22 protein-coding genes and 1 pseudogene are annotated in these 24,078 nt (G+C 79.0%); 16 read left to right on the top strand and 7 right to left on the bottom strand.

The window, feature by feature from the left end:
* The first annotated feature begins 36 nt into the window (after positions 1-36).
* Genes BLS82_RS04720 through BLS82_RS04705 form a run of 4 tightly spaced genes read left to right on the top strand, consistent with a single transcriptional unit; the run spans position 37 to position 3,502 of the window.
* Positions 37-714: a Crp/Fnr family transcriptional regulator gene (locus BLS82_RS04720; protein WP_176818925.1), complete on the top strand. Its 678-nt coding sequence runs from the start codon at positions 37-39 to the stop codon at positions 712-714.
* Positions 715-735: 21 nt separating this feature from the next.
* The gene (nth, locus tag BLS82_RS04715; protein WP_092861948.1) at positions 736-1,629 is read left to right on the top strand and encodes an endonuclease III; all 894 of its coding nucleotides are present in this window, start codon (positions 736-738) and stop codon (positions 1,627-1,629) included.
* Positions 1,626-2,321, top strand: coding sequence for an NUDIX hydrolase (locus BLS82_RS04710; RefSeq protein ID WP_092861946.1), 696 nt, complete (start codon positions 1,626-1,628; stop codon positions 2,319-2,321). Before nth ends, BLS82_RS04710 begins: the two co-directional genes overlap by 4 nt.
* A complete protein-coding gene (locus BLS82_RS04705) occupies positions 2,318-3,502 on the top strand; it encodes a MarP family serine protease (RefSeq protein ID WP_092862789.1) in 1,185 nt (394 codons plus the stop codon). Before BLS82_RS04710 ends, BLS82_RS04705 begins: the two co-directional genes overlap by 4 nt.
* 119 nt (positions 3,503-3,621) lie before the next feature.
* Here the strand turns inward: BLS82_RS04705 and BLS82_RS04700 are convergent, their stop codons facing one another.
* From BLS82_RS04700 to BLS82_RS04675, 6 genes are all read right to left on the bottom strand, one after another.
* Positions 3,622-4,512: an alpha/beta fold hydrolase gene (locus BLS82_RS04700; protein WP_255378109.1), complete on the bottom strand. Its 891-nt coding sequence runs from the start codon at positions 4,510-4,512 to the stop codon at positions 3,622-3,624.
* A 59-nt stretch (positions 4,513-4,571) separates the two neighbouring features.
* Complete coding sequence (locus BLS82_RS04695) at positions 4,572-5,027, bottom strand: phage holin family protein (RefSeq protein ID WP_092861944.1); 456 nt, start codon at positions 5,025-5,027, stop codon at positions 4,572-4,574.
* Complete coding sequence (gene nhaA, locus BLS82_RS04690; protein ID WP_092861942.1) at positions 5,024-6,403, bottom strand: Na+/H+ antiporter NhaA; 1,380 nt, start codon at positions 6,401-6,403, stop codon at positions 5,024-5,026. The genes BLS82_RS04695 and nhaA overlap by 4 nt, the downstream gene beginning before the upstream one ends.
* A gap of 160 nt (positions 6,404-6,563) precedes the next feature.
* Entirely contained in the window at positions 6,564-7,697 is a 1,134-nt protein-coding gene (locus BLS82_RS04685) for a hypothetical protein (protein WP_092861940.1), read from the bottom strand.
* Between the two features lie 154 nt (positions 7,698-7,851).
* A complete protein-coding gene (locus BLS82_RS04680; RefSeq protein WP_092861938.1) occupies positions 7,852-9,516 on the bottom strand; it encodes a solute symporter family protein in 1,665 nt (554 codons plus the stop codon).
* The gene (locus tag BLS82_RS04675; RefSeq protein WP_092861936.1) at positions 9,513-9,890 is read right to left on the bottom strand and encodes a DUF485 domain-containing protein; all 378 of its coding nucleotides are present in this window, start codon (positions 9,888-9,890) and stop codon (positions 9,513-9,515) included. Before BLS82_RS04675 ends, BLS82_RS04680 begins: the two co-directional genes overlap by 4 nt.
* 419 nt (positions 9,891-10,309) lie before the next feature.
* On the opposite strand from BLS82_RS04675, the gene ssd reads away from it, so the two are divergent.
* The 7 genes and pseudogenes from ssd to BLS82_RS16720 all read left to right on the top strand — a co-directional run.
* Entirely contained in the window at positions 10,310-11,380 is a 1,071-nt protein-coding gene (gene ssd, locus BLS82_RS04670) for a septum site-determining protein Ssd (protein WP_176818924.1), read from the top strand.
* A complete protein-coding gene (locus BLS82_RS04665; protein ID WP_092861932.1) occupies positions 11,377-12,621 on the top strand; it encodes a TadA family conjugal transfer-associated ATPase in 1,245 nt (414 codons plus the stop codon). The genes ssd and BLS82_RS04665 overlap by 4 nt, the downstream gene beginning before the upstream one ends.
* The gene (locus BLS82_RS04660) at positions 12,618-13,373 is read left to right on the top strand and encodes a type II secretion system F family protein (protein ID WP_176818923.1); all 756 of its coding nucleotides are present in this window, start codon (positions 12,618-12,620) and stop codon (positions 13,371-13,373) included. Before BLS82_RS04665 ends, BLS82_RS04660 begins: the two co-directional genes overlap by 4 nt.
* The gene (locus BLS82_RS04655) at positions 13,370-14,014 is read left to right on the top strand and encodes a type II secretion system F family protein (protein ID WP_176818922.1); all 645 of its coding nucleotides are present in this window, start codon (positions 13,370-13,372) and stop codon (positions 14,012-14,014) included. Before BLS82_RS04660 ends, BLS82_RS04655 begins: the two co-directional genes overlap by 4 nt.
* A 158-nt stretch (positions 14,015-14,172) precedes the next feature.
* Entirely contained in the window at positions 14,173-14,439 is a 267-nt protein-coding gene (locus tag BLS82_RS16295; protein WP_092861926.1) for a DUF4244 domain-containing protein, read from the top strand.
* The gene (locus tag BLS82_RS04645) at positions 14,420-14,839 is read left to right on the top strand and encodes a hypothetical protein (RefSeq protein ID WP_218123555.1); all 420 of its coding nucleotides are present in this window, start codon (positions 14,420-14,422) and stop codon (positions 14,837-14,839) included. Before BLS82_RS16295 ends, BLS82_RS04645 begins: the two co-directional genes overlap by 20 nt.
* Positions 14,836-15,189: pseudogene (locus BLS82_RS16720) on the top strand (Rv3654c family TadE-like protein); the annotation flags it as partial. The gene BLS82_RS04645 and the pseudogene BLS82_RS16720, both read left to right, overlap by 4 nt.
* Before the next feature lie 66 nt (positions 15,190-15,255).
* Here the strand turns inward: BLS82_RS16720 and BLS82_RS04635 are convergent.
* Positions 15,256-17,670: a DEAD/DEAH box helicase gene (locus BLS82_RS04635; protein WP_092862786.1), complete on the bottom strand. Its 2,415-nt coding sequence runs from the start codon at positions 17,668-17,670 to the stop codon at positions 15,256-15,258.
* Between the two features lie 202 nt (positions 17,671-17,872).
* Between BLS82_RS04635 and BLS82_RS04630 the strand changes: the two genes are divergently transcribed.
* From BLS82_RS04630 to BLS82_RS04610, 5 genes are all read left to right on the top strand, one after another.
* The gene (locus tag BLS82_RS04630; RefSeq protein ID WP_092861924.1) at positions 17,873-18,229 is read left to right on the top strand and encodes an STAS domain-containing protein; all 357 of its coding nucleotides are present in this window, start codon (positions 17,873-17,875) and stop codon (positions 18,227-18,229) included.
* Between the two features lie 46 nt (positions 18,230-18,275).
* Positions 18,276-18,698, top strand: coding sequence for an ATP-binding protein (locus tag BLS82_RS04625; RefSeq protein WP_092861922.1), 423 nt, complete (start codon positions 18,276-18,278; stop codon positions 18,696-18,698).
* A gap of 124 nt (positions 18,699-18,822) precedes the next feature.
* On the top strand, positions 18,823-21,360 hold the full coding sequence (locus tag BLS82_RS04620) for a sodium-translocating pyrophosphatase (protein WP_092861920.1): 2,538 nt from the start codon (positions 18,823-18,825) through the stop codon (positions 21,358-21,360).
* 9 nt (positions 21,361-21,369) lie between these two features.
* Positions 21,370-22,920 carry a DUF7059 domain-containing protein gene (locus tag BLS82_RS04615; protein ID WP_092861918.1) on the top strand — a complete coding sequence of 517 codons (1,551 nt, stop codon included), beginning with the start codon at positions 21,370-21,372 and terminating at the stop codon, positions 22,918-22,920.
* A complete protein-coding gene (locus BLS82_RS04610) occupies positions 22,917-24,038 on the top strand; it encodes a phosphatase PAP2 family protein (protein WP_092861916.1) in 1,122 nt (373 codons plus the stop codon). Before BLS82_RS04615 ends, BLS82_RS04610 begins: the two co-directional genes overlap by 4 nt.
* The last annotated feature ends 40 nt before the right edge of the window (positions 24,039-24,078 follow it).

Raw genomic sequence — 24,078 nt, 5'->3', positions numbered from 1 at the left:
GAGGTCCGCGGGCGCTCCCTGCGGCACACTGCCGGGGTGGACGAGCGGGTGGTGCGACGCGCGCCCCTGTTCCAGGGGCTCGACGAGGACTCGGCGTCCGCGTTGCTCGGGATGGTCACCGAGGTCTCGCTGCGCCGCGGCGACGTGCTCTTCGGGGTGGGCGACCCGGCCCACGCGCTGTACGTGGTCGACACCGGCAAGATCAAGCTCGGTCGCGCCGCCCCGGACGGCCGCGAGCAGCTGCTCGCCGTCCTGGGGCCGGGGGAGATGTTCGGCGAGCTGTCCTGGTTCGACCCGGGCCCGCGCACGTCGTCCGCGACGGCCGTCTCGGCGACGCGCCTGGCCGCCCTCGACTTCGACGACCTGCGCCGCTGGGTCGCCGGCCGCCCGGAGGTCGCCTCGCACCTGCTGCGCGCGCTCGCGCGGCGGCTGCGCCGCACCAACGAGGTGCTCGCCGACCTGGTCTTCACCGACGTGCCCGGCCGCGTGGCCAAGACGCTGCTCGACCTGGCCCAGCGCTTCGGGCGCCCCACCGAGGCGGGGCTGCGGGTGCAGCACGACCTGACGCAGGAGGAGCTGGCCCAGCTCGTCGGGGCCTCGCGCGAGACGGTCAACAAGGCGCTCGCGGACTTCGCCGCCCGCGGCTGGCTGCGGCTGGAGGCCCGCTCGGTCGTGCTCGTGGAGGTCGAGCGGCTGCGCCGCCGCGCCCACTGACCGCCCGCTGACCCCCGTACCCTGGGGCCCGTGGAGCAGGTGCGGACGCGGCCCGGGACCGCGCCCCCCTCCGCGCCCTGGTCCGCGCCCCCCTCCGCGCCCGAGTCCCCGCTCGCCCTCACCCGCAGGGCCCGGCGCGTGCACCGCGCGCTCGCGCAGCGCTACCCCGACGCCGGCTGCGAGCTGGCGTTCACCTCCCCGTTCGAGCTGCTCGTGGCCACGGTGCTGTCCGCGCAGACCACCGACGTGCGCGTCAACTCCGTCACGCCCGCGCTCTTCGCCCGGTACCCGACCCTGGTGGCGCTCGCGGCGGCCGACCGCGCGGAGCTGGAGGAGCTCCTGCGCCCGGTCGGCTTCTTCCGCGCGAAGGCGGCCTCGGTGCAGGCGCTGGCCGCCCAGCTCGTCGACCGCTGCGGCGGCGAGGTGCCGGCCCGCCTGGAGGACCTCGTCGCCCTGCCCGGCGTGGGGCGCAAGACGGCCAACGTCGTCCTCGGCGACGCGTTCGGGCAGCCGGGCATCACCGTCGACACCCACGTCGGCCGCCTCGCGCGCCGCTTCGGGTGGACGCAGGAGGACGACCCCGTCGCCGTGGAGGCGGACCTGGCCGCGCTCTTCCCCCGCCGGGACTGGACCCCGCTGTCCCACCGGATGATCTTCCACGGCCGCCTGACGTGCCACGCGCGGCGCCCGGCCTGCGGCGCGTGCCCCGTGGCCCGCGACTGCCCCAGCTCCGGCACCGGGGAGAGCGACCCGGCGCGGGCCGCGGCCCTCGTCAAGGACGCGACGGCGGTGCAGGTGGTCCGGCGCGCCGAGGAGGCCGCGCTCGCGGGCGGTGGCTCCGGCGGCGGCCCGGACGGCGGCCCGGACGGCGCCGCGGACGGCGACCCGGGTCGGCTCCCGCGAGCGCGGCGGTGACCGCGGCCGCGGACCGCCCGGCGTTCCTGCGCGTCCTGGCCGCCGCGCTGCCCGACGCCCTCCCCGACGACCTCGCGCAGTTCGCGCCCCCCGCGGGGGCCGCGACGCGCGCGGCGGCCGTCCTGGTGCTCCTCGGGCCCGGCGCGGACGGGCGCGGGGACGTCGTCCTGCTCGAGCGGGCCGCGGGCCTGCGCGCCCACCCCGGCCAGGTCGCCTTCCCCGGCGGGGCGGTGGACGCGGCCGACGGCGGCGACCCGGTGGTGGCGGCGCTGCGCGAGGCGCGCGAGGAGACCGGGCTGTCGCCCGCGGGGGTCGATGTGCTCGGGGTGCTGCCGGCCCTGCACGTGGCGCGCTCGGGCTTCCTCGTCACCCCGGTGCTCGCCTGGCAGGTGCGGCCGCAGCCGCTGGCCGCGGCGGACCCGCGCGAGGTCGCCCGGGTGCTGCGCGTGCCCCTGCCGGCGCTCGTGGACCCGCGGGCCCGCGTGACCGTGCGCCACCCGAGCGGCTGGCGCGGGCCCGCCTTCGACGTGGACGACGTGCTGGTGTGGGGCTTCACGGCGGGCCTGCTCGGGGCCGTGCTGCGCCTGGCGGGCCTGGAGCGGCCCTGGGACGCCGCGCGGGAGCTGGCGCTGCCCGAGCGGTGGGCCGGCGTGCCGGGCACGCCCCCCAGCGGGCCGGTGGTGCCGCGGTGACGGTGCTCGACGGCGTCCTGCTCGTGGTGCTCGTGGCCTACGCGCTGTCCGGGCTGCGCCAGGGCCTGGTCGTGGCGGTGCTGTCCGTCGCGGGCTTCGTCGGCGGCGCGCTGGCCGGCATGGCGCTGCTGCCGGAGCTGGTGGCGCAGTGGTCACCGGGGTGGCGGCGCACGCTCGTGACGGTCGTCGGCGTCCTGCTGCTCGCGTGGGCCGGTCAGGTCCTCGGGTCGCTGCTCGGGCGCCGGGTGCGCTCGGTGGTCACGTGGCGCCCGGCCCGGGCGCTGGACTCCGCCCTGGGCGCCGTGGCCGCCGTGGTGGCGGTCAGCCTCGTCGTGTGGTTCGTGGCCGGGGCGGTGCGCGCCGGCCCGCTGCCGTCCCTGGCGCGGGCGGTGGCCTCCTCGCGGGTGGTGGAGGCCATCGACCGGGTCGTGCCGCCGCAGGCGGCGGACCTGTCGGCCGGGTTCCGCTCCGTGGTCGAGGCCCAGGACTTCCCGCGCGTGTTCAGGGGCACCGGGCGCGAGACGATCCAGCCGGTCGCCCCGCCCGACGCGGCCGTCGTCGCGCCCGCGGCCGCCGCGGCCGCCGGCGGCACCGTGAAGGTCACGGGCCTGGCGCTGGAGTGCTCGGCCGGTCGGGAGGGCAGCGGCTTCGTCGTGGCGCCCCGGCGCGTGGTCACCAACGCCCACGTCGTCGCGGGCGTGCACGCGCCGTCCGTGCAGGTGACGGGGCAGGGGCCGCTGCTGCCGGCGACCGTGGTGGTCTTCGACCCCGCGCGCGACCTGGCGGTGCTCGCGGTGCCGGGGCTGCGCGCGGAGCCCCTCGGCCTGGGGCAGGACCTGGAGCCGAGCGCGGACGCCGTCGTCGTCGGCTTCCCGCAGGACGGCCCGTTCACCTCCGTGCCGGCCCGCGTGCGCGACGTCGTGCGCGCCCGGGGCCACGACATCCACGGGCAGGGGGAGGTCGAGCGCGAGGTGTACTCCCTCGCCGCGAGGGTGGAGCCCGGCAACTCCGGCGGCCCGCTGCTGGACGCCGGCGGCAGCGTCGTCGGCGTCGTCTTCGCCCGCTCCCTCGACGACCCGCAGACCGGGTACGCGCTGACCCTGGCCGAGGCGGCGCCCGTGCTGCAGGGCGCCCAGGAGGCCGCCGCGCCCGTCGACACCGGCACCTGCGCCGCCGCCTGAGCGAGCGCGCTCGGCACCGCCAGTGCCGGTCAGCGCGGGTCAGCGCGGGTCAGCGCGGGTCAGCGCCGGTCAGCGCCGGTCAGCGCCGGTCAGCGCCGGTCAGCGCCGGTCAGCGCCGGTCAGCGCGGCAGGCCGGCGAGCCAGTCCAGGAGCAGCGCCGAGGTCTCCTCCGGCGCCTCCTCGGGGAGGAAGTGCCCCGCACCGGGCACGAGGGCGAAGCGGTAGGCGTCGCCCGCCCAGGAGGCGCTGCCGCGCGCGAGCGCCGCCGGCACCGCGCCGTCCCGCCCGCCGTGCACCTGCAGCACGGGCACCGGCACCGGGCGGGCGACGGCCGCGGCGAAGGCCCGCCCGTCGCGGCGGCCCACCGAGCGCACCGCCCACCGGTAGTACTCCAGGGCGGCGTGGGCGGTGAAGGGCACGCGCATCGCCTCCTGGGAGCGGCGCAGCACCTCCGGCGGCGGCCAGCCCGGAGCGCCCCACTCGGTGAGCACGCGCTCGACGAGGGAGCCGTCGCGCACCGCCCGCTCCGGCAGCACGGGCACCTGGAACGACGCGACCAGCCGCGCCGCCGGGCTCGTCACCACGTCGCGGGCGCCGCGGCGGCGCAGGCCCAGCGGGTGCGGCGCGGACAGCGCCGCGACGGCCGCGGTGCTCGCCGGCTCCAGCGCCGGCATGGACCACGCGATCCACGCGCCCCACCCGCTGCCCGCGACGACCGCGCGGGAGGCGCCCAGGGAGCGGATGGTCCCCGCGACGTCCGCCGCCAGGGTCGGGGTGTCGTAGCCGCGGGGCGGCTTGTCCGAGGCGCCGTAGCCGCGCAGGTCCATCGCCACGGCCCGGTAGCCGGCCACCGCCAGCGCCGGCAGCTGGTGCTCCCAGGCCTGCCAGCACTGCGGGAACCCGTGGAGCAGGACGACGAGGGGGGCGCTGCCGTCGTCCGGGCCGGACTCGGCGACGTGGAACCGGTTGCCGTTGGCGGCCACGAAGCGGTGGCGCCACGGGCCGGGCACGAGCAGCTCGGCCGCGTCGACGGGACCGCCGTCGGCGGCCTCGGTGCGCCCGAGCGGGCTCAGTGGCGGCCCTTGAGGGCCTCGACCGACCGCTTGGAGGTCTCGATCGTGCGCACGGGGGGCCCGACCTGCTTGACCCGCCCGCGCCCGATCAGCGCGAGCACGCCCGCGACAACGAGGAGGAGGACGGCGACGATCAGGAAGGCCAGCCACGTCGGCATCACGAGGGCGAGGGCCCAGGCGATGGTGAGCAGCACGAAGATCAGGCCCAGGAAGCCGAAGACGGCCGCGGCGATGAACAGGCTCGCGCCGATGGCGCCCTGCTTGGCCTCCTTGGCGATCTCGGCCTTGGCCAGCGCGACCTCGGCCCGCAGGAGCTGGGAGAGGTCCCGCGTCGCGTCGACGACCAGCTGGCCGATCGTGCGCTCCTGGCCGCCGCCGTGCCCTGCCGCCCCCTGCGTCGTGCCCAGCGGGTGGCTGGTCGTGCGTCCTGTCGTCCCCTGCGGGTGGCTCACGGTGCCTCCTGTCCACGGCGCGGCCGATCACGCCCCTCGACTCCGTCAGAGGGTAGGGGGCGCGGGTCCGCGGCGCTCGCGGGCGCTGCGCCGTCCGGGGAGGGCCGCTGCCAGGCGTCCGGGACGCCGTCCTGGTCCTCGTCCCGCTCCTCCTGCGCGCTGATCCTGCGGTAGGCCCGGTTGCGGGCGCTGAGCAGCGCGGCCGCCAGCAGGGCGGAGGCGAGGGAGCCGACCAGGACGCCGAGGCGGGCGTGCTCGTCCTCCGGCGTGCCCGCGCCGAACGCCAGCTCCCCGATGAGCAGGGAGACCGTGAACCCGATGCCGCCGAGCAGGCCCAGGCCCACGAGGTCGGCCCAGCGCAGGTCGGGGTCCAGCTCCGCGCGCGTGAACCGGGAGACCAGCCAGGTCGTGCCGACGATGCCGACCGCCTTGCCGGCGACCAGGCCGGCGACGACCCCGAGGGTCACCGGGTCCCGCAGCGCCGCGGAGAGCCCCTCGCCGCCGGAGACGGACACCCCGGCGGCGAGGAGCGCGAAGACGGGGACGGCGACGCCCGCGGAGAACGGGCGCACCGCGTGCTCGACGTCGTGGGCCACCTGCGGGCCCTCGCGCCCGGACAGGTGCACCGGCACGAGCAGGCCCAGGGCGACACCGGCGATCGTCGCGTGCACCCCCGACTCGTGCACCAGGACCCACGCGGCCGCGGCCAGGGGCAGCAGCAGGTACCAGCGCGTGACCCCGCGGGTCATGAGGAGGCGGAAGGCCGTCAGCGGCGCCAGCGCCGCCAGCAGCGGCAGCCAGGCCAGCTCCGCGGTGTAGAAGACGGCGATCACGACGATGGCCAGGAGGTCGTCGACCACGGCCAGGGTCAGCAGGAAGGCCCGCAGGGACCCCGGCAGCGCGGACCCGATCACGGCCAGCACCCCGAGCGCGAACGCGATGTCGGTGGCCGTGGGCACCGCCCAGCCGCGCAGCGGGCCGCCCGCGGCGAGGTTGACGGCGACGTAGAGCAGCGCCGGAACCACCATGCCGCCGACCGCGGCCAGCACGGGCAGCGCCGCCCGCGCGGGCGAGCGCAGGTCGCCCACGACGAACTCGCGCTTGAGCTCGAGGCCGGCGACGAAGAAGAACACCGCCAGCAGCCCGTCGGCCGCCCAGGCGCGCAGCGAGAGGTCCAGGTGCAGCGCCGCGGGGCCGACCCTCAGCTCGCGCAGCGCCTCGTAGGCCCCCGACCAGGGGGAGTTGGCCCACGCCATCGCCACGACGGCGGCGCCCAGCAGCAGCAGGCCGCCGGCCGTCTCGGTGCGCAGCAGCTCGGCGACGTACCACGGCTCGGCCGGGCGGGGCAGCAGGCGTCGGGACGGCGTGCTCGGCATCAGGGCTCCTCGGTCGGGGGCAGGCGGCACCACCCGCCGACCAGGCTTCCCGGCACACCCGCGGCCACGGTAACGACGCCCGGGGGAGCGGGCCACCGGGCCGGGGCTGCGCGCGGGCGCGGACGCTCGGCCGCGACCGCAGGTGCGCGGCCGCGGGCGCTCAGCCGCAGGCCAGGGCGACCTGCCGCGCGACCCAGGGGGCGATCGTCAGCTGGTCCGAGAGCACCTCCGCGCTCGGCGCGCCGTCCTCGGCCGGGACGTCGCGCGGCAGCGCCACGAGGTCCACCTCCTGGGACTGCCCCTCCGCGATCCGCCCGCAGTCCGGCGCCAGGGAGAGCACGACCTCCACCTGCTCCCCGGAGGGCAGGTCGAGCGGCAGCGCGGGGTCGCTGCGCACGCCGAGGCTGAGGGAGCCCTGCACGTCCACGGTGGCCGCCGCGCGCCCGACGTTGGTGACCGCGAAGCGCACCCGCCCGTCGTCCAGGACCCGCCCGGAGGCCAGCACCGCGCTGCTGCCGCCCCAGGGCCGGCACTGCCACGACAGCTGCGCGAGGGCGCCGTCGTAGCCATCGCCGGTGTAGGGCACCTCGAGCTCGCGCACCTGCCCGGCGGCCTCCAGCGACAGGCGGACGAGCTCGTGCCCGCCGTCGTCCGGCGCCTCGTCCGGTGCGTCGTCCGGCGCCTCGCCCGGCACCCCGTCCAGCTCGTCCGGGCCCGGCACGCCCTCGCACCCGCCCTCCAGCAGCAGCAGCGCCACCGCGCTCCGACCCGGCCCGACGGCCGTGGGCTCCGACGCCCGCAGCACGCGGTCCTCCAGGGAGGAGATGCCCAGCACCGAGACCCGCACGGGCTGCGCGCCCCGGTTGGACAGCGGCACGAGCACGCGGACGGCGGAGCCGGGGTCGCCGCCCGCGGCGTCCTCCCCGCTGACGTGCGGCGTGCCGACCTGCAGGGACGCCGCCGCCGCGGTGGCCGCCGCCTCCTGCGCGATCCCGGCGCGCGCGTGCCGCACGCCGAGCGCCCACGTCAGGGACGCCGCGGTGGCGGCGGCCACGAGCACCACCGCGGGCCCGCGCAGCCACGCGGGCGAGCGCTCGGGCCACTCCAGCAGCGAGCGCCGGGCCCGGGACCCGGCGCCCGCGGGCGGGTGGGGAGCGCGTGCCGGCTCCGGGGCGCGGGGAGCGACGGCGTCCGGGCCGGCCGGCGCGTCGGCCGGCGCGTCGGCCGGCGCGTCGAGGTCGGCGTCCAGGTCCGCGTCCGAGTCGCCGTGCCCTGTGCGGTGGTGCTGCGCCACGCCCCGACCCTAGGCGCGGCGCCGGGAGGCCGGTGACCGGGACGACGGCCGGCACGTCGCTCGGCCGCGGGTCAGCGCCACCTCGGGAGCTGCGCGAGGGCGCCCCCGTCGCGGTCGCCGAGGACCGCGACGGGGGCGCCGCCGGGAGGGGAGGTCAGTGGGCGACGGCCTTCTCCGCTCCCGCGCCGGTCAGGGCGCGCACCTCCATCTCCGCGTGCTTGGCGTCGTGCTCCCGCTCCGGCTTGCTCGTCACGGTGCCGAGCCAGCCGAGGAAGAACGCCAGCGGGATCGAGACGATCCCCGGGTTCTCGAGGGGGAACAGCGAGAAGTCCACCGCGGTGTCCTTGATCATCGACAGGCTCGCCCCGGTGGCCGGGTCGACCTTGCCGCTGACCACGGGAGAGAAGGCGATCAGCGTGATGCAGCTGATCAGGCCCCCGTAGATGGCCCACAGCGCGCCGCGGGTGTTGAACCGCTTCCAGAACAGCGAGTAGACGATCGTCGGCAGGTTCGCGCTCGCCGCCACGGCGAAGGCGAGGGCCACGAGGAAGGCGATGTTCTGGCCGATGGCGGCCATGCCGCCCACGATGGCGACGATGCCGATGACGACGACCGTGCGCCGGGCGACCTTCACCTCGGCGTTGGGGTCCACCTGCCCGCGCTTGATGACGCTGGCGTAGATGTCGTGGGCGAAGGACGTCGCGGCCGTGATCGCCAGGCCCGCCACCACGGCGAGGATCGTGGCGAACGCGACGGCGGCGATGAACCCGAGCAGCAGCGTGCCGCCGAGCTCGTACGCGAGCAGGAGCGCGGCGCTGTTCGGGCCGCCCGGAGCGGCCCGGATGGCCTCCGGCCCGACGAGGGCGCCGGCGCCGAAGCCGAGGACGAGGGTGAACAGGTAGAACAGGCCGATCAGCCAGATCGCCCACACCACGCTGCGCCGGGCCTCCTTGGCGTCGGGCACCGTGTAGAAGCGCATCAGCACGTGCGGCAGGCCGGCGGTGCCGAGCACCAGGGCCAGCGCCAGCGAGATGAAGTTGATCTTTGTGAGGGTCGTGGCGCCGTACTGGCGGCCCGGGTCGAGCAGGCCCTGCGCGTTCTCCACGCCCTGCGCCGTCGCCGTCGCCACCGCGTCGCCGAGCAGGCCGGAGATGTTGAACCCGTACAGGGCGAGCACCCACACCGTCATCACGGCGGCGCCGCCGATGAGCAGGACGGCCTTGACGATCTGCACCCACGTGGTGCCCTTCATGCCGCCGACGAGGACGTAGAAGAGCATCAGGGCGCCGACGATGGCCACGACGACGTACTGGCCGGCCGTGCCGCTGATGCCCAGCAGCAGGGCGACGAGGCCGCCGGCGCCGGCCATCTGGGCCAGCAGGTAGAAGAAGCAGACCGCCAGGGTCGCCAGCGCCGCGGCCATGCGCACCGGCCGCTGGCGCAGCCGGAAGCTCAGGACGTCGGCCATCGTGAAGCGGCCCGTGTTGCGCAGCATCTCCGCCACCAGCAGCAGCGCGACCAGCCACGCCACGAGGAAGCCGATGGAGTACAGGAAGCCGTCGTAGCCGTTGAGGGCGATCGCGCCGGCGATGCCGAGGAAGCTCGCCGCGGACAGGTAGTCGCCGGCGATCGCGGTGCCGTTCTGCGGGCCGGTGAAGGAGCGGCCGCCGGCGTAGTAGTCCGCCGCGGTCTGGTTGTTCCGCGACGCCCGCAGGACGATCACCATCGTCACCACGACGAACGCGGCGAAGATGGCGATGTTGACCAGGGGGTTGCCCGGCGCCACGGGCGCGGCGGCCGCCGCGAGCACGGGGCTCACCGGTGGCCCCCGGCGGCGGTGCCGCCCTCGATGCGCTCGCGCAGCGCCGTCGCCGCCGGGTCGTACGTGCGGTCGGCCCAGCGCCGGTACGCCATGGTGATCGCGAACGTGCTGACGAACTGCAGGAGCCCGAAGACCAGGCCCACGTTGATGTTGCCGATCAGGCGCGTGGCCATGAAGTCCTGGGCGAAGGCGGCGAGGAGGACGTAGAGGAAGTACCAGGCCAGGAACACGGCCGTGGCGGGGAAGATCACCCGGCGGAAGCTGCGCTTGAGGGCCTCGAACTCGCAGCTCCCGTGCACCTCCTCGAACGCCGTGGCGCGACCCGGCGGCTCACCCGCCGGCACAGCGCCCACGCGGTTCTCGACGGACATGCGACCTCCTCGTCACGGACCGGCGCCGTCGCCGGTGGCCGGGTCATGACACCCTGCGCCCGGCGCTTCGTCAAGCAGCCGTCTCACCAGGTGAGCAGGCACGGCGCGGCGCCCGCGTCGTCTCCTCGGACACCGGTGCGTCGACCGCGATCGAACGCTCCGTCCCGTCCTGGGTACGGACCGTGACCCGCGAGTTCCGGCGCCGGGTTTCCCCTGCCGGGTGCGGAGCACCGGCCGCGCGCCCACGTCCCGCCCACCTCCTGCCCACAGGCGGCCCCGACGTCCCGCCGTCCACAGGCGCCCCGCGGACGGGCCCGGTCGGGCCCTCGCGCCGCCAGCCTGGCCGCCACGGGTGCCGACTCGGGCGCCGGGGTGTGTCGGGCGGGTCCGCGGGGACCGCGGTGCGGAGGAGGGTCCGGGTGGCGGGGGTGCTGCTGGTGACGCGGCGGTCGGTGCTGGTGGAGGAGGTCGGGCGCCTGGCGGCGGCCGCCTCGGTGCCCGTGGACGTCGTCGTGGACGCCGGGGCGGCGCGCCGGGCGTGGCTGGACGCCGAGCTCGTCCTGCTCGGCGACGACGCCGCGGCGCTCGGGGTGCCGGTGCGGCGCGGCGGGACGGTGCTCCTCGCGCTCCCGGGCGCGGGCGAGCGGGTGTGGCGCTCGGCGGTCGAGGTCGGCGCCCAGGAGGTGCTGGTGCTCCCGGACGGCGAGCAGGCCCTCCTGCACCACCTGGCGCGCGCCGGGGAGCCGCCCGGGGCCGGGGGCCGCGTCGTGGGCGTCGTCGGGGGGCGCGGCGGCGCCGGCGCGTCCGTGCTGGCGGCCGCGCTGGCCGTGACCGCCGCGCGCCGGCGCCGGGCGCTCCTCGTCGACGGCGACCCCCTGGGCGGCGGTCTGGACCTGCTGCTCGGCGCGGAGGACGCCGCCGGCCTGCGGTGGGCGGACCTCGCGGCCGCCCGGGGCACGGTGCGGGCGTCCCTGCTGCGCGAGGCGCTGCCGGTCGCCGAGGGCGTCCCGGTGCTGGCGTGGGGGCGCGAGCCCGGCGGGGGCGCCCCGCTGCCGGCGCCGGCGCCGGCGGTCGAGGCGGTGCTGGACGCCGGTGCGCGCGGCAGCGACCTCGTCGTCGTCGACCTCCCGCGCCGCGACGACCCCGCCACCGTCGCGGCGCTGTGGCGCCTCGACCTCCTGCTGCTCGTGGTCCCCGCCGAGGTGCGGGCCGTGGCCTCCGCGCGCCGGGTGCGCGACCTGGTCGCCCCGCACACCGGCGACCTGCGCGTGGTCGCCGTCGTCCCGCCCCGCGCGGGCGTGGGCGCCGCCGCGCTCGCGGACGCGCTGGAGCTGCCGCTCCTGGCCCGCACCGCGCCCGAGGCCGGGCTGCGCGCGGCGCTCGACCGCGGCGAGCCGCCCGGCAGCCGCCGGCGCGGCGCCCTCGCCGCCTGCTGCCAGGCGGTGCTGGCGGCGGTGGAGGACGAGGCGCCCGCCGTCGGTGCCGCGTGAGCCGCCGCGGCGCGTCCAGCGGTGCTCCCGGCGCGCCGCCGGGAGCCCTCGTCGACCGCGTGCGCACCGGCCTGCCCGGTCCCGCACCGGGCGGCGCGGAGCTGGTCAGCGCCGTGGCGGCCACCTCGGTCCTGGGCGCGGACGGCGTCCTGGACGCCTCCCGGCGGGTGGGCGCGCAGATCCTCGGGGCCGGCCCGCTGCAGCCGCTGCTGGACGCGCCCGGCGTCACCGACGTGCTCGTCAACGGCGCGGGCTCGGTGTGGGTGGACCGCGGCGAGGGACCGCGCCGCGTGGACCTCGACCTCGGCGGCGAGGCGGCGCTGCGGGCCCTGGCGGTGCGCCTGGCCGCGGTCGGAGGGCGCCGCCTGGACGAGTCCAGCCCGTGGGTCGACGCGCGGCTGCCGGACGGCGTGCGGCTGCACGCGGTGCTGCCGCCCCTCTCGCCCGACGGCACCCTGCTGTCGCTGCGCGTGCCGCGGCGGCGCGCCTTCTCCCTCGAGGACCTCGTGGCCGCGGGCGCGGTGCCGCCGTCGTGGGCGCCGGTGCTGCGCGCGCTCGTGCGCCGCCGGCTGTCCTTCCTCGTCAGCGGCGGCACCGGCAGCGGCAAGACCACGGTCCTGTCGTCCCTGCTGGGGCTGGCCGACCCGTTCGAGCGCCTCCTGCTCGTCGAGGACGCCGGGGAGCTGGCGCCGGTGCACCCGCACGTGGTGCGCCTGCAGGCGCGGCACGGCAACGTCGAGGGCGCCGGCGCCGTCGGCCTGGACGACCTCGTGCGCCAGGCCCTGCGCATGCGCCCGGACCGCATCGTCGTCGGGGAGTGCCGCGGCGCGGAGGTCCGTGACCTGCTCGCGGCGCTGAACACCGGGCACGAGGGCGGGTGCGGCACCGTGCACGCGAACGCGGCCGCCGACGTCCCGGCGCGGCTGGAGGCTCTCGGCGCCCTCGCCGGCCTGGACCGCGCGGCCCTCGCCGCTCAGGCCGCGAGCGCGCTGCACGTGGTGCTGCACCTGCGCCGCGACGCGGGCCTGCGCCGCGTCGCGGAGGTCGGCATCGTCGCCCGCGACCGGCACGGGGCCCTGGCCGTGGTCCCCGCGCTGAGCGCCGACCCCGACGACCCGGCCGCGCCGGGTGCGGTGGAACGGGCCTGGCCCGAGCTGGCCCAGCGCCTCGGCCTGGCCGGGGAAGGCCGTGGTGAGGCCCGTGGTGAGCCCGTGGTGAGGCCCGTGGTGAGCCCGTGGTGAGCGCAGGGGCCGTGCTGGCCGCCCTGCTGGTCGGCGCCGCCGTCCTGGCCGGGCCGGTGCGCGGGCCGGTGCGCGGGCCGGTGCGCGTCGCGCCGCCGGTGCGCGCCGGGGCGACCGCGTCCCGGGGCCGGCGGGCGCGGGCGGCGGTCCTCGCCGGGTGGGCCCGCCGCCGGGCCCCGGCCGCGGCGGCGGTCGAGGACGTCGCGCAGGCGGTGGCGGAGGTCGCCGCGCTGCTGCGCGCGGGCGTGGCGCCGGCCAGCGCCTGGGCGCACCCGGCGGCGCAGGCCGCGAGCGGGCCCGTCGGCGCCGTCCTGGCCGCGGCTGCCGCGGCGTCGGCCGCCGGGAGTGACGTGGCCGCCGCCCTCGCGGGCCCGCAGCCCGCCGGCGAGGGCGCGCTGCCCCCGCCGGCGCGGGCGGCGCTGCGGTCGGTGGCGGCGGCCTGGCGGGTGGCGGAGCGCACCGGCGCGGCGCCGGCGGACGTGCTGGACCGGCTCGTGCTCGGGCTGCGCGCCGACGCCGACGCGCAGGGCGCCCGGGACGCCGCGCTGGCCGCGCCGCGCGCCACCGCGGCGCTGCTCGTGGCCCTGCCCGGGCTCGGCCTCGCGCTCGGCGCCGCGGTGGGCGCCGACCCGCTGGGAGTGCTGCTGGGCACCGCCGCCGGGCGGGTGGCCGCCGCGGTGGGGGTGTGCTGCACCGCGGCCGGCTGGTGGTGGACCAGGGCCCTGGTCCGGGCCGCCGAGCGCGCCGGGTGAGCGGCGCGCTCGCGGCCGCGGTCGCCGCCCTGTGCCTGCTGGCGGCGGTGCTGGTCGGATCGCACCCGGGAGCCGAGCACCGGCTGCGGCGCGTCGCCGGGCCGCACCCGAGCGCCGGGGCAGCACCGGGGTCCGGCGGACCCGGGCGTCGCCGTGCTCGTGCGCTCCTCCGGGACCGCCGCGCGGGCAGGCGCGCCGCGGCCCGGTACGAGCCGGTCGACGCCGCCCTCGTGCTGGACCTGCTGGCGGCGGCGGTGCAGGCCGGCGCCCCGCCGGTGCCGGCCCTCGCCGTCGTCGGTCGCGCCGTGGGCGGCTCCGGCGGGGCGGCCCTGGTGCGGGTCGCCGACCTGCTGCGCCTGGGCGCCGCCGAGGAGCTGGCGTGGGCCGGCGCTCCCGGCGGCTGCGCGGCCGTGCGCCGCTGCCTGCACCTGGCGGAGTCCACCGGAGCACCCGTGGCGGCCCTGCTGACCGCGGCCGCGGGCGAGGTGAGGCGGCGGCGGGCGCGCGCGGGCCAGCTCGCCGCCGCCCGCCTGGGCGTGCGCGTCGTCCTGCCGCTGGGCCTGTGCGCGCTGCCCGGCTTCGCCGCCCTCGGGGTGGTGCCCGTCGTGCTGGGCCTGGCCGGGGCGGTGCTGCGCCCGTGAACATCGTCCACAGGGCGCCGCGGGCCGCCCACAGGACGGCGCGGCGTCCCGCCGTCCACCGCCGGTGCGCGGTCGCGCCCACCGCGGCCGGCCACCCCGCAGGCTCGGGCGGGGGCCGCGACCGGTGGCCCCGGGTCGGACCACTCGGAGGAGGAGACGTGGCAGGACGCGCGGCGCAGGACGCGGAGCAGGTGGAGGAGCGGGTCGAGGAGCGCGGGCGCGGGGCGGTGCAGCCGCCGGAGGCGGCGGTGGCCCGGCGCAGCGGGCGCACGGCCCTGGGGGACGCGGGCATGGCCACGGCGGAGTACGCCGTCGCCACCCTGGCGGCGTGCGGCTTCGCCGGCCTGCTCGTGGCGGTCCTGGGCAGCGGCGAGGTGCGCGGCATGCTCCTCTCGATCGTCCGGCGTGCGCTCACGCTGGGCTGAGCGGCCGGCGGCGGCGGTGGCGGGGCCCGGTCAGCGCGGCTCCGTCACCGCCGAGCTCGCCGTCGGCCTGGTCGGCGCGGTCGTCGCCGTGGCCCTGGTGCTCTCGGTCGGCCTGGTCGCCGTGGCGCAGGTGCGCGCCGTCGCGGGAGCCGCGGCCGCGGCGCGGGCGGCCGCGCGCGGTGAGGGGGCCGACGGCGTCGCGGCGGCGGCCCGGGCGGTGGCCGGCCCGGACGCCGCGGTGCGGACGTCGACGGGCAGCGGCGGTGCGGGAGGCGGGCTCGTGCGCGTCGTCGTCCGCCGGGACGTCGCGCTCCTGCTGCCCGGCGCGCCGCGCCTGGCGGTCGCCGGCACGGCGACCGCGCTCGTCGAGACCGGCCCGGCGCCGGGCGCGGCGGCGTGACGGGCGCGGGCGCCGGTGCGGGCGGCGCCGGGCGCGGTCGTCGCAGCGACGGGAGCGATAGGGGCGACGGGGGCCACGGCGACCGGGGCGCCGGGAGCGTGCTGGTGCTGGGGCTGCTGGCCGTGGCGGTGCTGCTCGCCGCGGCGACGGCGGTGCTGGCGCAGGCCGCCGCCGCGGCGGCCACCGCCCGCAGCGCGGCCGACCTCGCCGCGCTCGCCGGCGCGGACGCGCTGCTCGGGCGCGCCGGGGGGACGCCGTGCGGGCGCGCCGAGGCCGCGGCGGCGGCCAACGGCGCCCGGCTGACCGCCTGCGCGGTGGCCGACGGCGCGGTCACCGTGCACGTGGAGGTCCTGCCCGACGGGGCGGCAGCGGCCGCCGGCCCGGCGCTGGGGCGGGCGCGGGCCGGCGCCGCGCCGTCAGGCCGGCGGGCGCGCGGACGCACCCGCGGGCGAACGCTCCTGGTCCGCGCCCGCCAGCCCCTGCCGGGCACCGGTCCCCGCCGGCCCGGCGTCGCCGTCCGCGGCGGCGAGCGTGGCGGCGAGCAGCCGCAGCGCCCCCGCCTTGTCCAGCGGCTCGTTGCCGTTGCCGCACTTGGGCGACTGCACGCAGGACGGGCAGCCGCTCGCGCACTCGCAGGCGGCGACGAGCTCGGCGGTGGCGCGCAGCCAGGTGGCCGCGGCCGTGAAGCCCCGCTCGGCGAAGCCCGCCCCGCCGGCCGCCGCGTCGTGCACGAACACGGTGGGCGCGCCGGTGTCCGGGTGCAGGTCGGTGGAGACCCCGCCGACGTCCCACCGGTCGCACGTGGCCACGAGCGGCAGCAGGCCGATGGCGGCGTGCTCGGCGGCGTGGGCGGCGCCCGGCACGTCGTCCGCCCCGACCCCGTGGGCCTCGAGCAGCTCCGGCGGCAGCGTCCACCACACCGCCGTCGTGCGCAGCGTGCGCGAGGGCAGGTCCAGCGGCTCCTCCCCGAGCACCTCGCCCGTGACGACGCGGCGGCGCAGGTAGGAGGTCACGCGGCTGGTCACCTCCACGGTGCCCGTGCTCAGGCGCACCGGCCCCCAGTCGCGCCACCGCTCCTCGGCCAGCACGCGCACGTCGGTGACCTCGCGCGCCGACGTGGTCCAGTCCACCTCGCCCGGCTGCAGCAGGGCCACGTGCTGCTCCGCGTCGAGCTCCTCGACCAGGTACCCCTCGCCCTGGTGCAGGTAGACGGCGCCGGGGTGCACCGCGTGGTGCGCGGCGCCGGCGTCGACGCTGCCCAGCACCCGCCCGGTGCCGCGCTCGACGAGCCGCACCGGCTCCCCGCCGGTGCCGCGCAGGTCCGCGAGGTCGCTCGCGCGCTCCCGGCGGGTCCAGAACCACCCGCCGGGACGGCGGCGCAGCAGGCCGCCGGCGACCAGGTGGCGCAGCACCGGCTCGGCGGAGGGCCCGAACAGCTCCAGGTCGGACGTCGTCAGCGGCAGCTCGGCCGCCGCGGCGCACAGGTGCGGCCCGAGGACGTAGGGGTTGTCGGGGTCGAGCACCGTGCTCTCGACCGGGGCGCCGAAGACGGCCTCGGGGTGGTGGACGACGAAGGTGTCCAGGGGGTCGTCCTCGGCGACGAAGACGGCCAGCGCGTCCTCGCCCGCGCGCCCGGCCCGCCCCGCCTGCTGCCACAGCGACGCGCGCGTGCCCGGCCAGCCCGCGACCACCACGGCGTCCAGGCCCGAGACGTCCACCCCCAGCTCCAGCGCGTTCGTCGACGCCACCCCCAGCAGGTCCCCGCTGCGCAGGCGGCCCTCCAGGGCGCGCCGCTCCTCGGGCAGGTAGCCCGAGCGGTAGGCGGCCACCCGCCGCGACAGCTCCGGCGAGACCTCCTCCAGCGCGCGGCGGGCGGAGACGGCCACCGCCTCGGCGCCGCGGCGCGAGCGCACGAAGGCGACCGTGCGCACGCCGTCCACCACCAGGTCGGTGAGCAGGTCGGCGGCCTCGGCCGTCGCCGAGCGGCGGGTGGGGGCGCCGTGCTCGCCCGTGCCGGGCTGCAGCGGCGGCTCCCACAGCCAGAACCGCGTGGCGCCGCGGCGGGCGGCGTCCTCGGTGACGGCCGCCACGGGCGCCCCGACCAGGCGGGTCGCCGTCTCGGCGGGGTCGGCGGCGGTCGCGGAGGCGAGGACGAAGACCGGGTCCGCGCCGTAGCGGGCGGCGACCCGGCGCAGGCGGCGCAGCACCGCGGCGACGTGGGAGCCGAACAGGCCCCGGTAGCGGTGGCACTCGTCCACCACCACGTAGCGCAGGGCGCGGAAGAAGGAGGACCACCGGGCGTGCCCGGGCAGCAGCGACCGGTGCAGCATGTCGGGGTTGGTCAGCACGTACCCCGCGTGGTCGCGCACCCAGCGGCGCTCGTCGGCCGGCGTGTCCCCGTCGTAGGTGGCCGCCCGCACCCCCGGGACCGCGAGCGCCCGCACCCCGCTCAGCTGGTCGGCCGCCAGCGCCTTGGTGGGGGCTAGGTACAGCGCCGTCGCGCCGCGCCCGTCGCGCGCGGACGCGCCCCGCGCCACGTCGGTCAGCGCGGGCAGCAGGTAGGCCAGCGACTTGCCGGACGCCGTGCCGGTCGCCACGACGACCGAGCGCCCGCCGTGCGCCAGCTCGGCGGCGCGCGCCTGGTGCTCCCACAGGTCCACGACGCCCGCGCCGGCCAGCGCCGAGCGCAGGGCCGGCTCGGTCCACCCCGGCCACGGCGCGGTGCGTCCCTCGCGGGCGGGGGAGCGGTGCTCGTGCAGCACGCGCTCGCGGCGCCCCGGCGCCGCCAGGAGCCGCTCGACCGCGACGTCCAGGCCGCTCATCGCCCCCATCGTCGCACCGCGGGGCGACCACGGGCCGACCGCGGGGCGACGACGGGCCGAGCGCGGGCCGAGCGCGGGCCGCTGCGGCGCGGCGGCGGCGGCGTGGCCGCCCTGCACGGCGGGTGGTTGAATGCCCCGGTCGCTCGAGCCCCCGCCCCGCGGGACGCCGTCCTGCGACCCCCAGCCGTCCCGAGACCGTCGAGGAGTCCGCGTGGACCTGTCCGTCACCAGTCGCGAGCAGGGCGGCCGCACCGTCGTCGAGGTCGGCGGCGAGATCGACGTCTACACGGCCCCGGTGCTGCGCGAGCGCCTCAACGACCTGGTCGGCGAGGGCCGCCACCACCTCGTGGTGGACATGGAGGGCGTGGACTTCCTCGACTCCACGGGCCTCGGCGTCCTGGTCGGCGGCCTCAAGCGCGTGCGCTCGCACGACGGCTCCCTGCACCTGGTGTGCACGCAGGAGAAGATCCTCAAGGTCTTCCGCATCACCGGCCTGACGAAGGTCTTCCCGATCCACTCCAGCGTCGACGAGGCGGTCGCGGCCTCCGGCGGGGAGGCCGGCGCCTGAGCGTCAGCCCCGACCGGCCCGCCGTCCCCGCGCTCCCGCCCCGCCCGTGACCGCGCCCTCGCCGCCCGGCGCCGGACCGGTCCAGCTGCGCTTCACCGCCCTGCCCGAGCACGTGCGCACGGCGCGGCTGGTCACCACCGCCGTGGCCCGGCGCACGGGGCTCGACGACACCGCCCTGGAGGGCGTGCGCCTGGCCGTCGGCGAGGCGTGCAGCCGGGCCGTGCAGCGCACCGAGGCCTCCACCGCCTCCGGGGGCGGCGCCGACCTCGTCGCGCTCGACCTGCGCCTGGAGGGCGGGGCGCTGGTGGTCGAGGTCCGCGACGGGGCCGGCGCCGAGGACGTCGCGGGCGACGACGTCGGGCTGCTGCTCATGGAGGGGCTGGCCGACGCGGTGGCCGTCACCGACGGCGCGGGCGGCCCCGGCGGGTGCGTCCGGCTCACCTGGCGGCTGCCGCCCTCGAGCTCCTGAGCCGCCGTCGGGGGCCTGGACGCCCGGGGGAGCCTGCGTAGACTCCGCGCGACCACCGCGCTCCCCGCCCGGTGCCACGAGGCCACCCGGGGAGCGTCCCGCCTGACCTCGTCGAGGAGGACGGATGCTCGGGCAGACCAGTGCCGCAGGAGCCCCCCTGGTGCAGGCCGCGTCGACCGCTGACGTCGCGTCCGTGCAGGGCGGCGACCGCGCGCTCGTCCTGGTGATCGCCGCCATCGCCCTCGCCGGCCTGGTGATGGCGTTCGTCTTCCGCCGCCAGGTGCTCGCCGCCGGCGAGGGCACCGAGCGCATGCAGGAGATCGGGCGCGCCGTCCAGGAGGGCGCCAGCGCCTACCTGCGGCGCCAGTTCCGCACCCTCGGCGTCTTCGTCCTGCCGGTCGTGGCCCTGCTGTACCTGCTGCCGGGCGAGGGCGGCGTCAAGCTGGGGCGCAGCATCGCCTTCCTCTTCGGGGCGCTGTTCTCCGCGCTGATCGGCTACCTCGGCATGTCGCTGGCCGTGCGCGCCAACGTGCGCGTCGCCGCCGCCGCCCGCGAGGCCGGCGGCCGGGCCACCGGGATGCGCCTGGCGATCCGCACCGGCGGCACCGTGGGCATGGCCACGGTGGGCCTGGGCCTGCTCGGCGCCGCGCTCGTCGTGCTGGTCTACCGCGACGACGCCCCGGCGGTGCTGGAGGGCTTCGGCTTCGGCGCCGCGCTGCTGGCGATGTTCATGCGCGTCGGCGGCGGCATCTTCACCAAGGCCGCCGACGTCGGCGCCGACCTGGTCGGCAAGGTCGAGCAGGGCATCCCCGAGGACGACCCCCGCAACGCCGCGACCATCGCCGACAACGTCGGCGACAACGTCGGCGACTGCGCGGGCATGGCGGCGGACCTGTTCGAGTCCTACGCCGTCACCCTCGTGGCCGCGCTCATCCTCGGCCGCTCCGTCTTCGGCGCCGAGGGCCTGGTCTTCCCGCTCATCGTGCCCGCGGTCGGCGCCCTGACCGCGGTGCTGGGCGTCTTCCTCATCCGCGCCCGCTCCGGGGAGGGCGGCCTGGCCGCCATCCAGCGCGGCTTCTACGTCTCCGCGGCCGTCGCGGCCCTGGGCTGCGCCGTCGCCGCCTTCGCCTACCTCCCCGACAGCTTCGCCGGCCTGACCGGCGTCGGCCAGGAGTCCGCGGCGCTGACCCAGGACCCGCGGGTCCTGGCCACGGCCGCGGTGTGGGTCGGCATCCTGCTGGCCGTCGTCATCCTGTGGATCACCGGCTACTTCACCGGCACCGACTCGCGGCCCACCCGCGAGGTGGCCCGCACGTCCCTGACCGGCCCGGCCACCGTCGTGCTCTCGGGCATCGGCGTCGGCTTCACCTCGGCCGTCTACACCACGCTGATCATCGCGGGCGCGGTGCTGCTGGCCTTCCTGCTCGCCGACGGCGCCGTCACGCTCGCGCTCTTCCTCGTCGCGCTCGCCGGCTGCGGCCTGCTGACCACCGTCGGCGTGATCGTCGCGATGGACACCTTCGGCCCGGTCAGCGACAACGCCCAGGGCATCGCGGAGATGTCGGGGGACGTCGACGAGGACGGTGCGCGAACGCTGACGGAGCTGGACGCCGTGGGCAACACCACGAAGGCCATCACCAAGGGCATCGCGATCGCGACGGCCGTGCTGGCCGCCACGGCGCTGTTCGGCTCCTTCACCAACACGGTCAACGAGGCCGTGCAGGCGGCGATCCCGACCCTGACCGAGCAGCCCTCCGAGCGCCTCGCGAACTCGCTGCTCAACTACTTCGTCACGTCGCCGTCGGTGCTGGTGGGCCTCCTGCTCGGCGCCGCGGTGGTCTTCCTCTTCTCCGGCCTCGCCATCGACGCCGTCACCCGCGCGGCCGGCGCGATCGTCTTCGAGGTGCGCCGCCAGTTCCGCACCAAGCCGGGGATCATGGACCGCACGGAGCGGCCCGACTACGGCCGCGTCGTCGACATCTGCACCCGCGACTCCCTGCGCGAGCTGGCCACCCCCGGCCTGCTGGCGATCCTCGCGCCCGTGGCCGTCGGCTTCGGCCTCGGCGTCAGCGCCCTCGCCGGCTTCCTCGCCGGCGCGATCGGCACCGGGTGCCTGATGGCCGTCTTCCTCGCCAACTCCGGCGGCGCCTGGGACAACGCGAAGAAGATCGTGGAGGACGGCCACTTCGGCGGGAAGGGCTCCGAGGCGCACGCGGCCACGGTGATCGGCGACACCGTCGGCGACCCGTTCAAGGACACCGCGGGCCCGGCCATCAACCCGCTGCTGAAGGTCATGAACCTCGTGGCGATCCTCATCCTGCCTGCGGTCGTCTACTTCAGCCTCGGCGCCGGCGACAGCCGCGTCGTGCGGCTCGGCATCGCCGCCGCGGCCGTGCTCGTCATCGTCGCCGCGGTCTTCGTCTCCAAGCAGCGCTCGACCGCCATCGGCGACGACGAGGACCCGGACGCCCTCGCGGTCGACGGCGCCGGCCCGGACGGCGCGGACGACCTCGACGCCGGGGACGCGCGCGACGGCGCGGGTCGGGACGGCGCGGGCCGGGACGGCGCTGGTGCACCCGGCGCGGGCCGGGAGCGCACGGGCGCCGTCCCCGCCGGGGCCGCCGAGCCCCGGGCGAGGGCCGGCGAGCGCGCGGTCGACTGAGGGGGCCGGCTGACCCCGCCCCCGCCGCCGCGCGCGGAGCCGGGCCCGCTCGCGGCGCTGCGCGCGGACCTGCACGCCGCCGGGTGGACGGTCGACGCCGTCACCGGGCTGCTCGGCCCGGTGGCGGCCGGCGCCCTGCTGCGCGACCAGCCCGTTCCGGCGCGCCGGGCGCTCGCCCGCGCCCGCGGCGGCCCGGCGGGCGACGTCGCGGCGCTGACCTCGCTGTTCGTGCTGGGGGATCCGGTGCCCCGCGCGGTGCTCGACCGCGCCCTGCCCACCGCGGGCGCGGCGGGCGCGCAGCGCCTGGGCCTGGTCGAGGCCGCCGGCGCCGGCGAGGGGGACGAGGTGCGCGCCCTGGTCGACCTGCGCCCGTACGCGGCCGTCGACGCGGCGGGGCAGGCGCACTGGTGGCTCGCCTCCGACCTCGGCGAGCTCGCCACCGGCGGCCCGCTGGGCACGGACCACGTGCTGGGCGTGGGCGGCGCCTCGACGTCCCTCGCCCGCCTGGCGGTGCGCACCCCCGTCGCCCGCGTCCTCGACGTCGGCACGGGCAGCGGCGTGCAGGCGCTGCACGCCGCGCGCCACGCGGCGTCCGTGACGGCGACCGACACCTCCTCGCGCGCGCTCGCCTTCGCCGCCTTCAACGCCGCGCTGGCCGGCGCGGAGCTCGACCTGCGCCGCGGGGACCTGCTCGACCCGGTCGCGGGCGAGGAGTTCGACCTCGTCGTCTCCAACCCCCCGTTCGTGGTCACCCCTCGCGACGCCGCGGTGCCGCAGTGGTCGTACCGGGACGCCGGGCGGCGCGGCGACGACGTCGTGCGGGCCCTGGTCACCGGCGCCGGCGCCGTGCTCGCTCCCGGCGGCAGCGCGCAGCTGCTCGGCAACTGGGAGCACCGCGACGGCGAGGGCTGGCGCGAGCGCGTCGGCGGCTGGCTGGAGGAGTCCGGCCTCGACGGCTGGGTGGTCCAGCGCGAGGTGCAGGACCCGGCCGAGTACGCCGAGACGTGGATCCGCGACGGCGGCCAGCTCCCGGGCCCCGCCTTCAACGCGCTGATCGAGGCGTGGCTGGACGACTTCGCCGCGCGGGGGGTGGAGGCCGTCGGCCTCGGCGTCGTCGTGCTGCACCGCCCGCGCGACCAGCGCCCCCGCTGGCGGCGCGTGGAGGAGCTGACCGGGCCCTCGCCGGGGCCGCTCGGCGCGCACGTCGCCGCCGTCCTCGCCGCCCGGGACGCGCTGGCGGCGACGTCGGACGCCGACCTGCTGCGCGAGCGGCTGCGCGTCGCGGAGGACGTCACGGAGGAGCGCCACCTGCGCCCGGGCGCCGAGCACCCGCAGGTGCTCCTGCTGCGCCAGGGCGGCGGGTTCGGGCGGGTCGTGGCGGCGTCCACGGCGCTCGCGGGCCTGGTGGGCGCCTGCGACGGCGAGCTGGCCGTGGGGCAGGTCGTCGCGGCCCTGGCCGCCCTCCTCGACGTCGACGCCGCCGCGCTGGGCGCGCAGCTGCTGCCGCAGGTGCGCGAGCTCCTCGCCGACGGCCTCCTGCTGCGCGGGGTCGCGCCGTGAGCACGCCCGCAGGGCCCGCGCCCGCTGCCGGACCGGCTCCGGGAGGGCGCGCTGGCGCGACGGGCCGGCCCGGCGCGGGGGAGCCGCGCTGGGGGCTGGTGGCCTCGGCGCTGCTGGTGGCCGCGGCCTGCGCGGCGGGCGTGCTCGGCCTGCACCGCGTCTTCGTGCTCTCCGCGCGAGGGCAGCTGGTCGACGAGGCCACCCGCGCGGGGGCCCGCGCCGGCGAGGACCGCCTGGCCGCCTCCGTGCAGGCGGTGCTGGACGCCGCGCTCGGGGTCGTCTCCGCGCTCGCGCTGCTGCTCGTGCTCGTCGTGGTCGCCGGCGTGGGGCTGGTGCGGCGCCGCGCCGGGGTGGCCGCCGCCGCCGTCGTGCTCGTCCTGGGCGCGACGGCGACCACTCAGGCGCTCAAGCGGTGGGTCCTGCCGCGCCCCGAGCTCGTCGACGTCGGGTCCACCGCGAACACCCTGCCCAGCGGCCACACCGCGTTCGCGGCCGCGGCGGCCGCGGCGCTGCTGCTCGTCCTCCCGCCGCGCTCGAGGCCGACCGCGGCCGTGGCGGGGGCGGTCTACACCGCCGTCACCGGCGGAGCGACGCTCGTGGCCGCCTGGCACCGGGCCAGCGACGTCGTCGCGGCCGTGCTCGTGGTCGGGGCCTGGGCCGGTCTCGTCTGCGCGGCCCTGGCCGCCGCCCCGCGCGAGGACGGCGGCACCGGCGGGACCGGGAGGAGCGGCGGCACCGGCGGGACCGGGAGGAGCGGCGGCACCGGCGGCACCAGGAGGAGCGGCGCCGGCGGTGGGCACGGGGCCGCGACCGGGCTGCTCGCCCTCGGGGCCGCGGGGGGCGCGCTGGGCGCCGCGCTGCTGCTGGGGCGGGCCTGGGCGGTGCTCGCGCCGGGCTCCGGCCGCTGGGAGCTGGCGCTGGCGGCGCTCGGGGGCGCGCTGGCCGTCGGGGCGGCCAGCTGCGCGGTGCAGGCGGCCGTGCTGGCGCTGCGGCGCCGGCGCCCTCCGAGCGCCGCCCGCCCTCCGAGCGCCGCCGGGCCTCCGAGCGCCGTCCGCCCCGGCGCAGCCGCCCGCCGCGCCGGGCCCGGCCCCACAGGCCCGGCCCGGCCTGTGCGGTGACGGGCGCGTTTCGGGTTACCGTTCGTCGCTGCTGCGCTGC

Origin of the sequence: Quadrisphaera sp. DSM 44207, from assembly GCF_900101335.1 — a bacterium.
GTDB lineage: Bacteria > Actinomycetota > Actinomycetes > Actinomycetales > Quadrisphaeraceae > DSM-44207.
Note: the sequence above shows the minus strand (reverse complement) of the source record. Positions and strands in the feature narration are given on the sequence as shown.

What these genes read in the sequence shown, in the direction of transcription:
- nhaA (WP_092861942.1), bottom strand. Translation starts at nt 6,403, where the DNA reads ATGCCGAGCACGCCGTCCCGACGCCTGCTGCCCCGCCCGGCCGAGCCG.
- BLS82_RS04675 (WP_092861936.1), bottom strand. Translation starts at nt 9,890, where the DNA reads ATGTCCGTCGAGAACCGCGTGGGCGCTGTGCCGGCGGGTGAGCCGCCG.
- BLS82_RS04635 (WP_092862786.1), bottom strand. Translation starts at nt 17,670, where the DNA reads ATGGGGGCGATGAGCGGCCTGGACGTCGCGGTCGAGCGGCTCCTGGCG.
- BLS82_RS04620 (WP_092861920.1), top strand. Translation starts at nt 18,823, where the DNA reads ATGCTCGGGCAGACCAGTGCCGCAGGAGCCCCCCTGGTGCAGGCCGCG.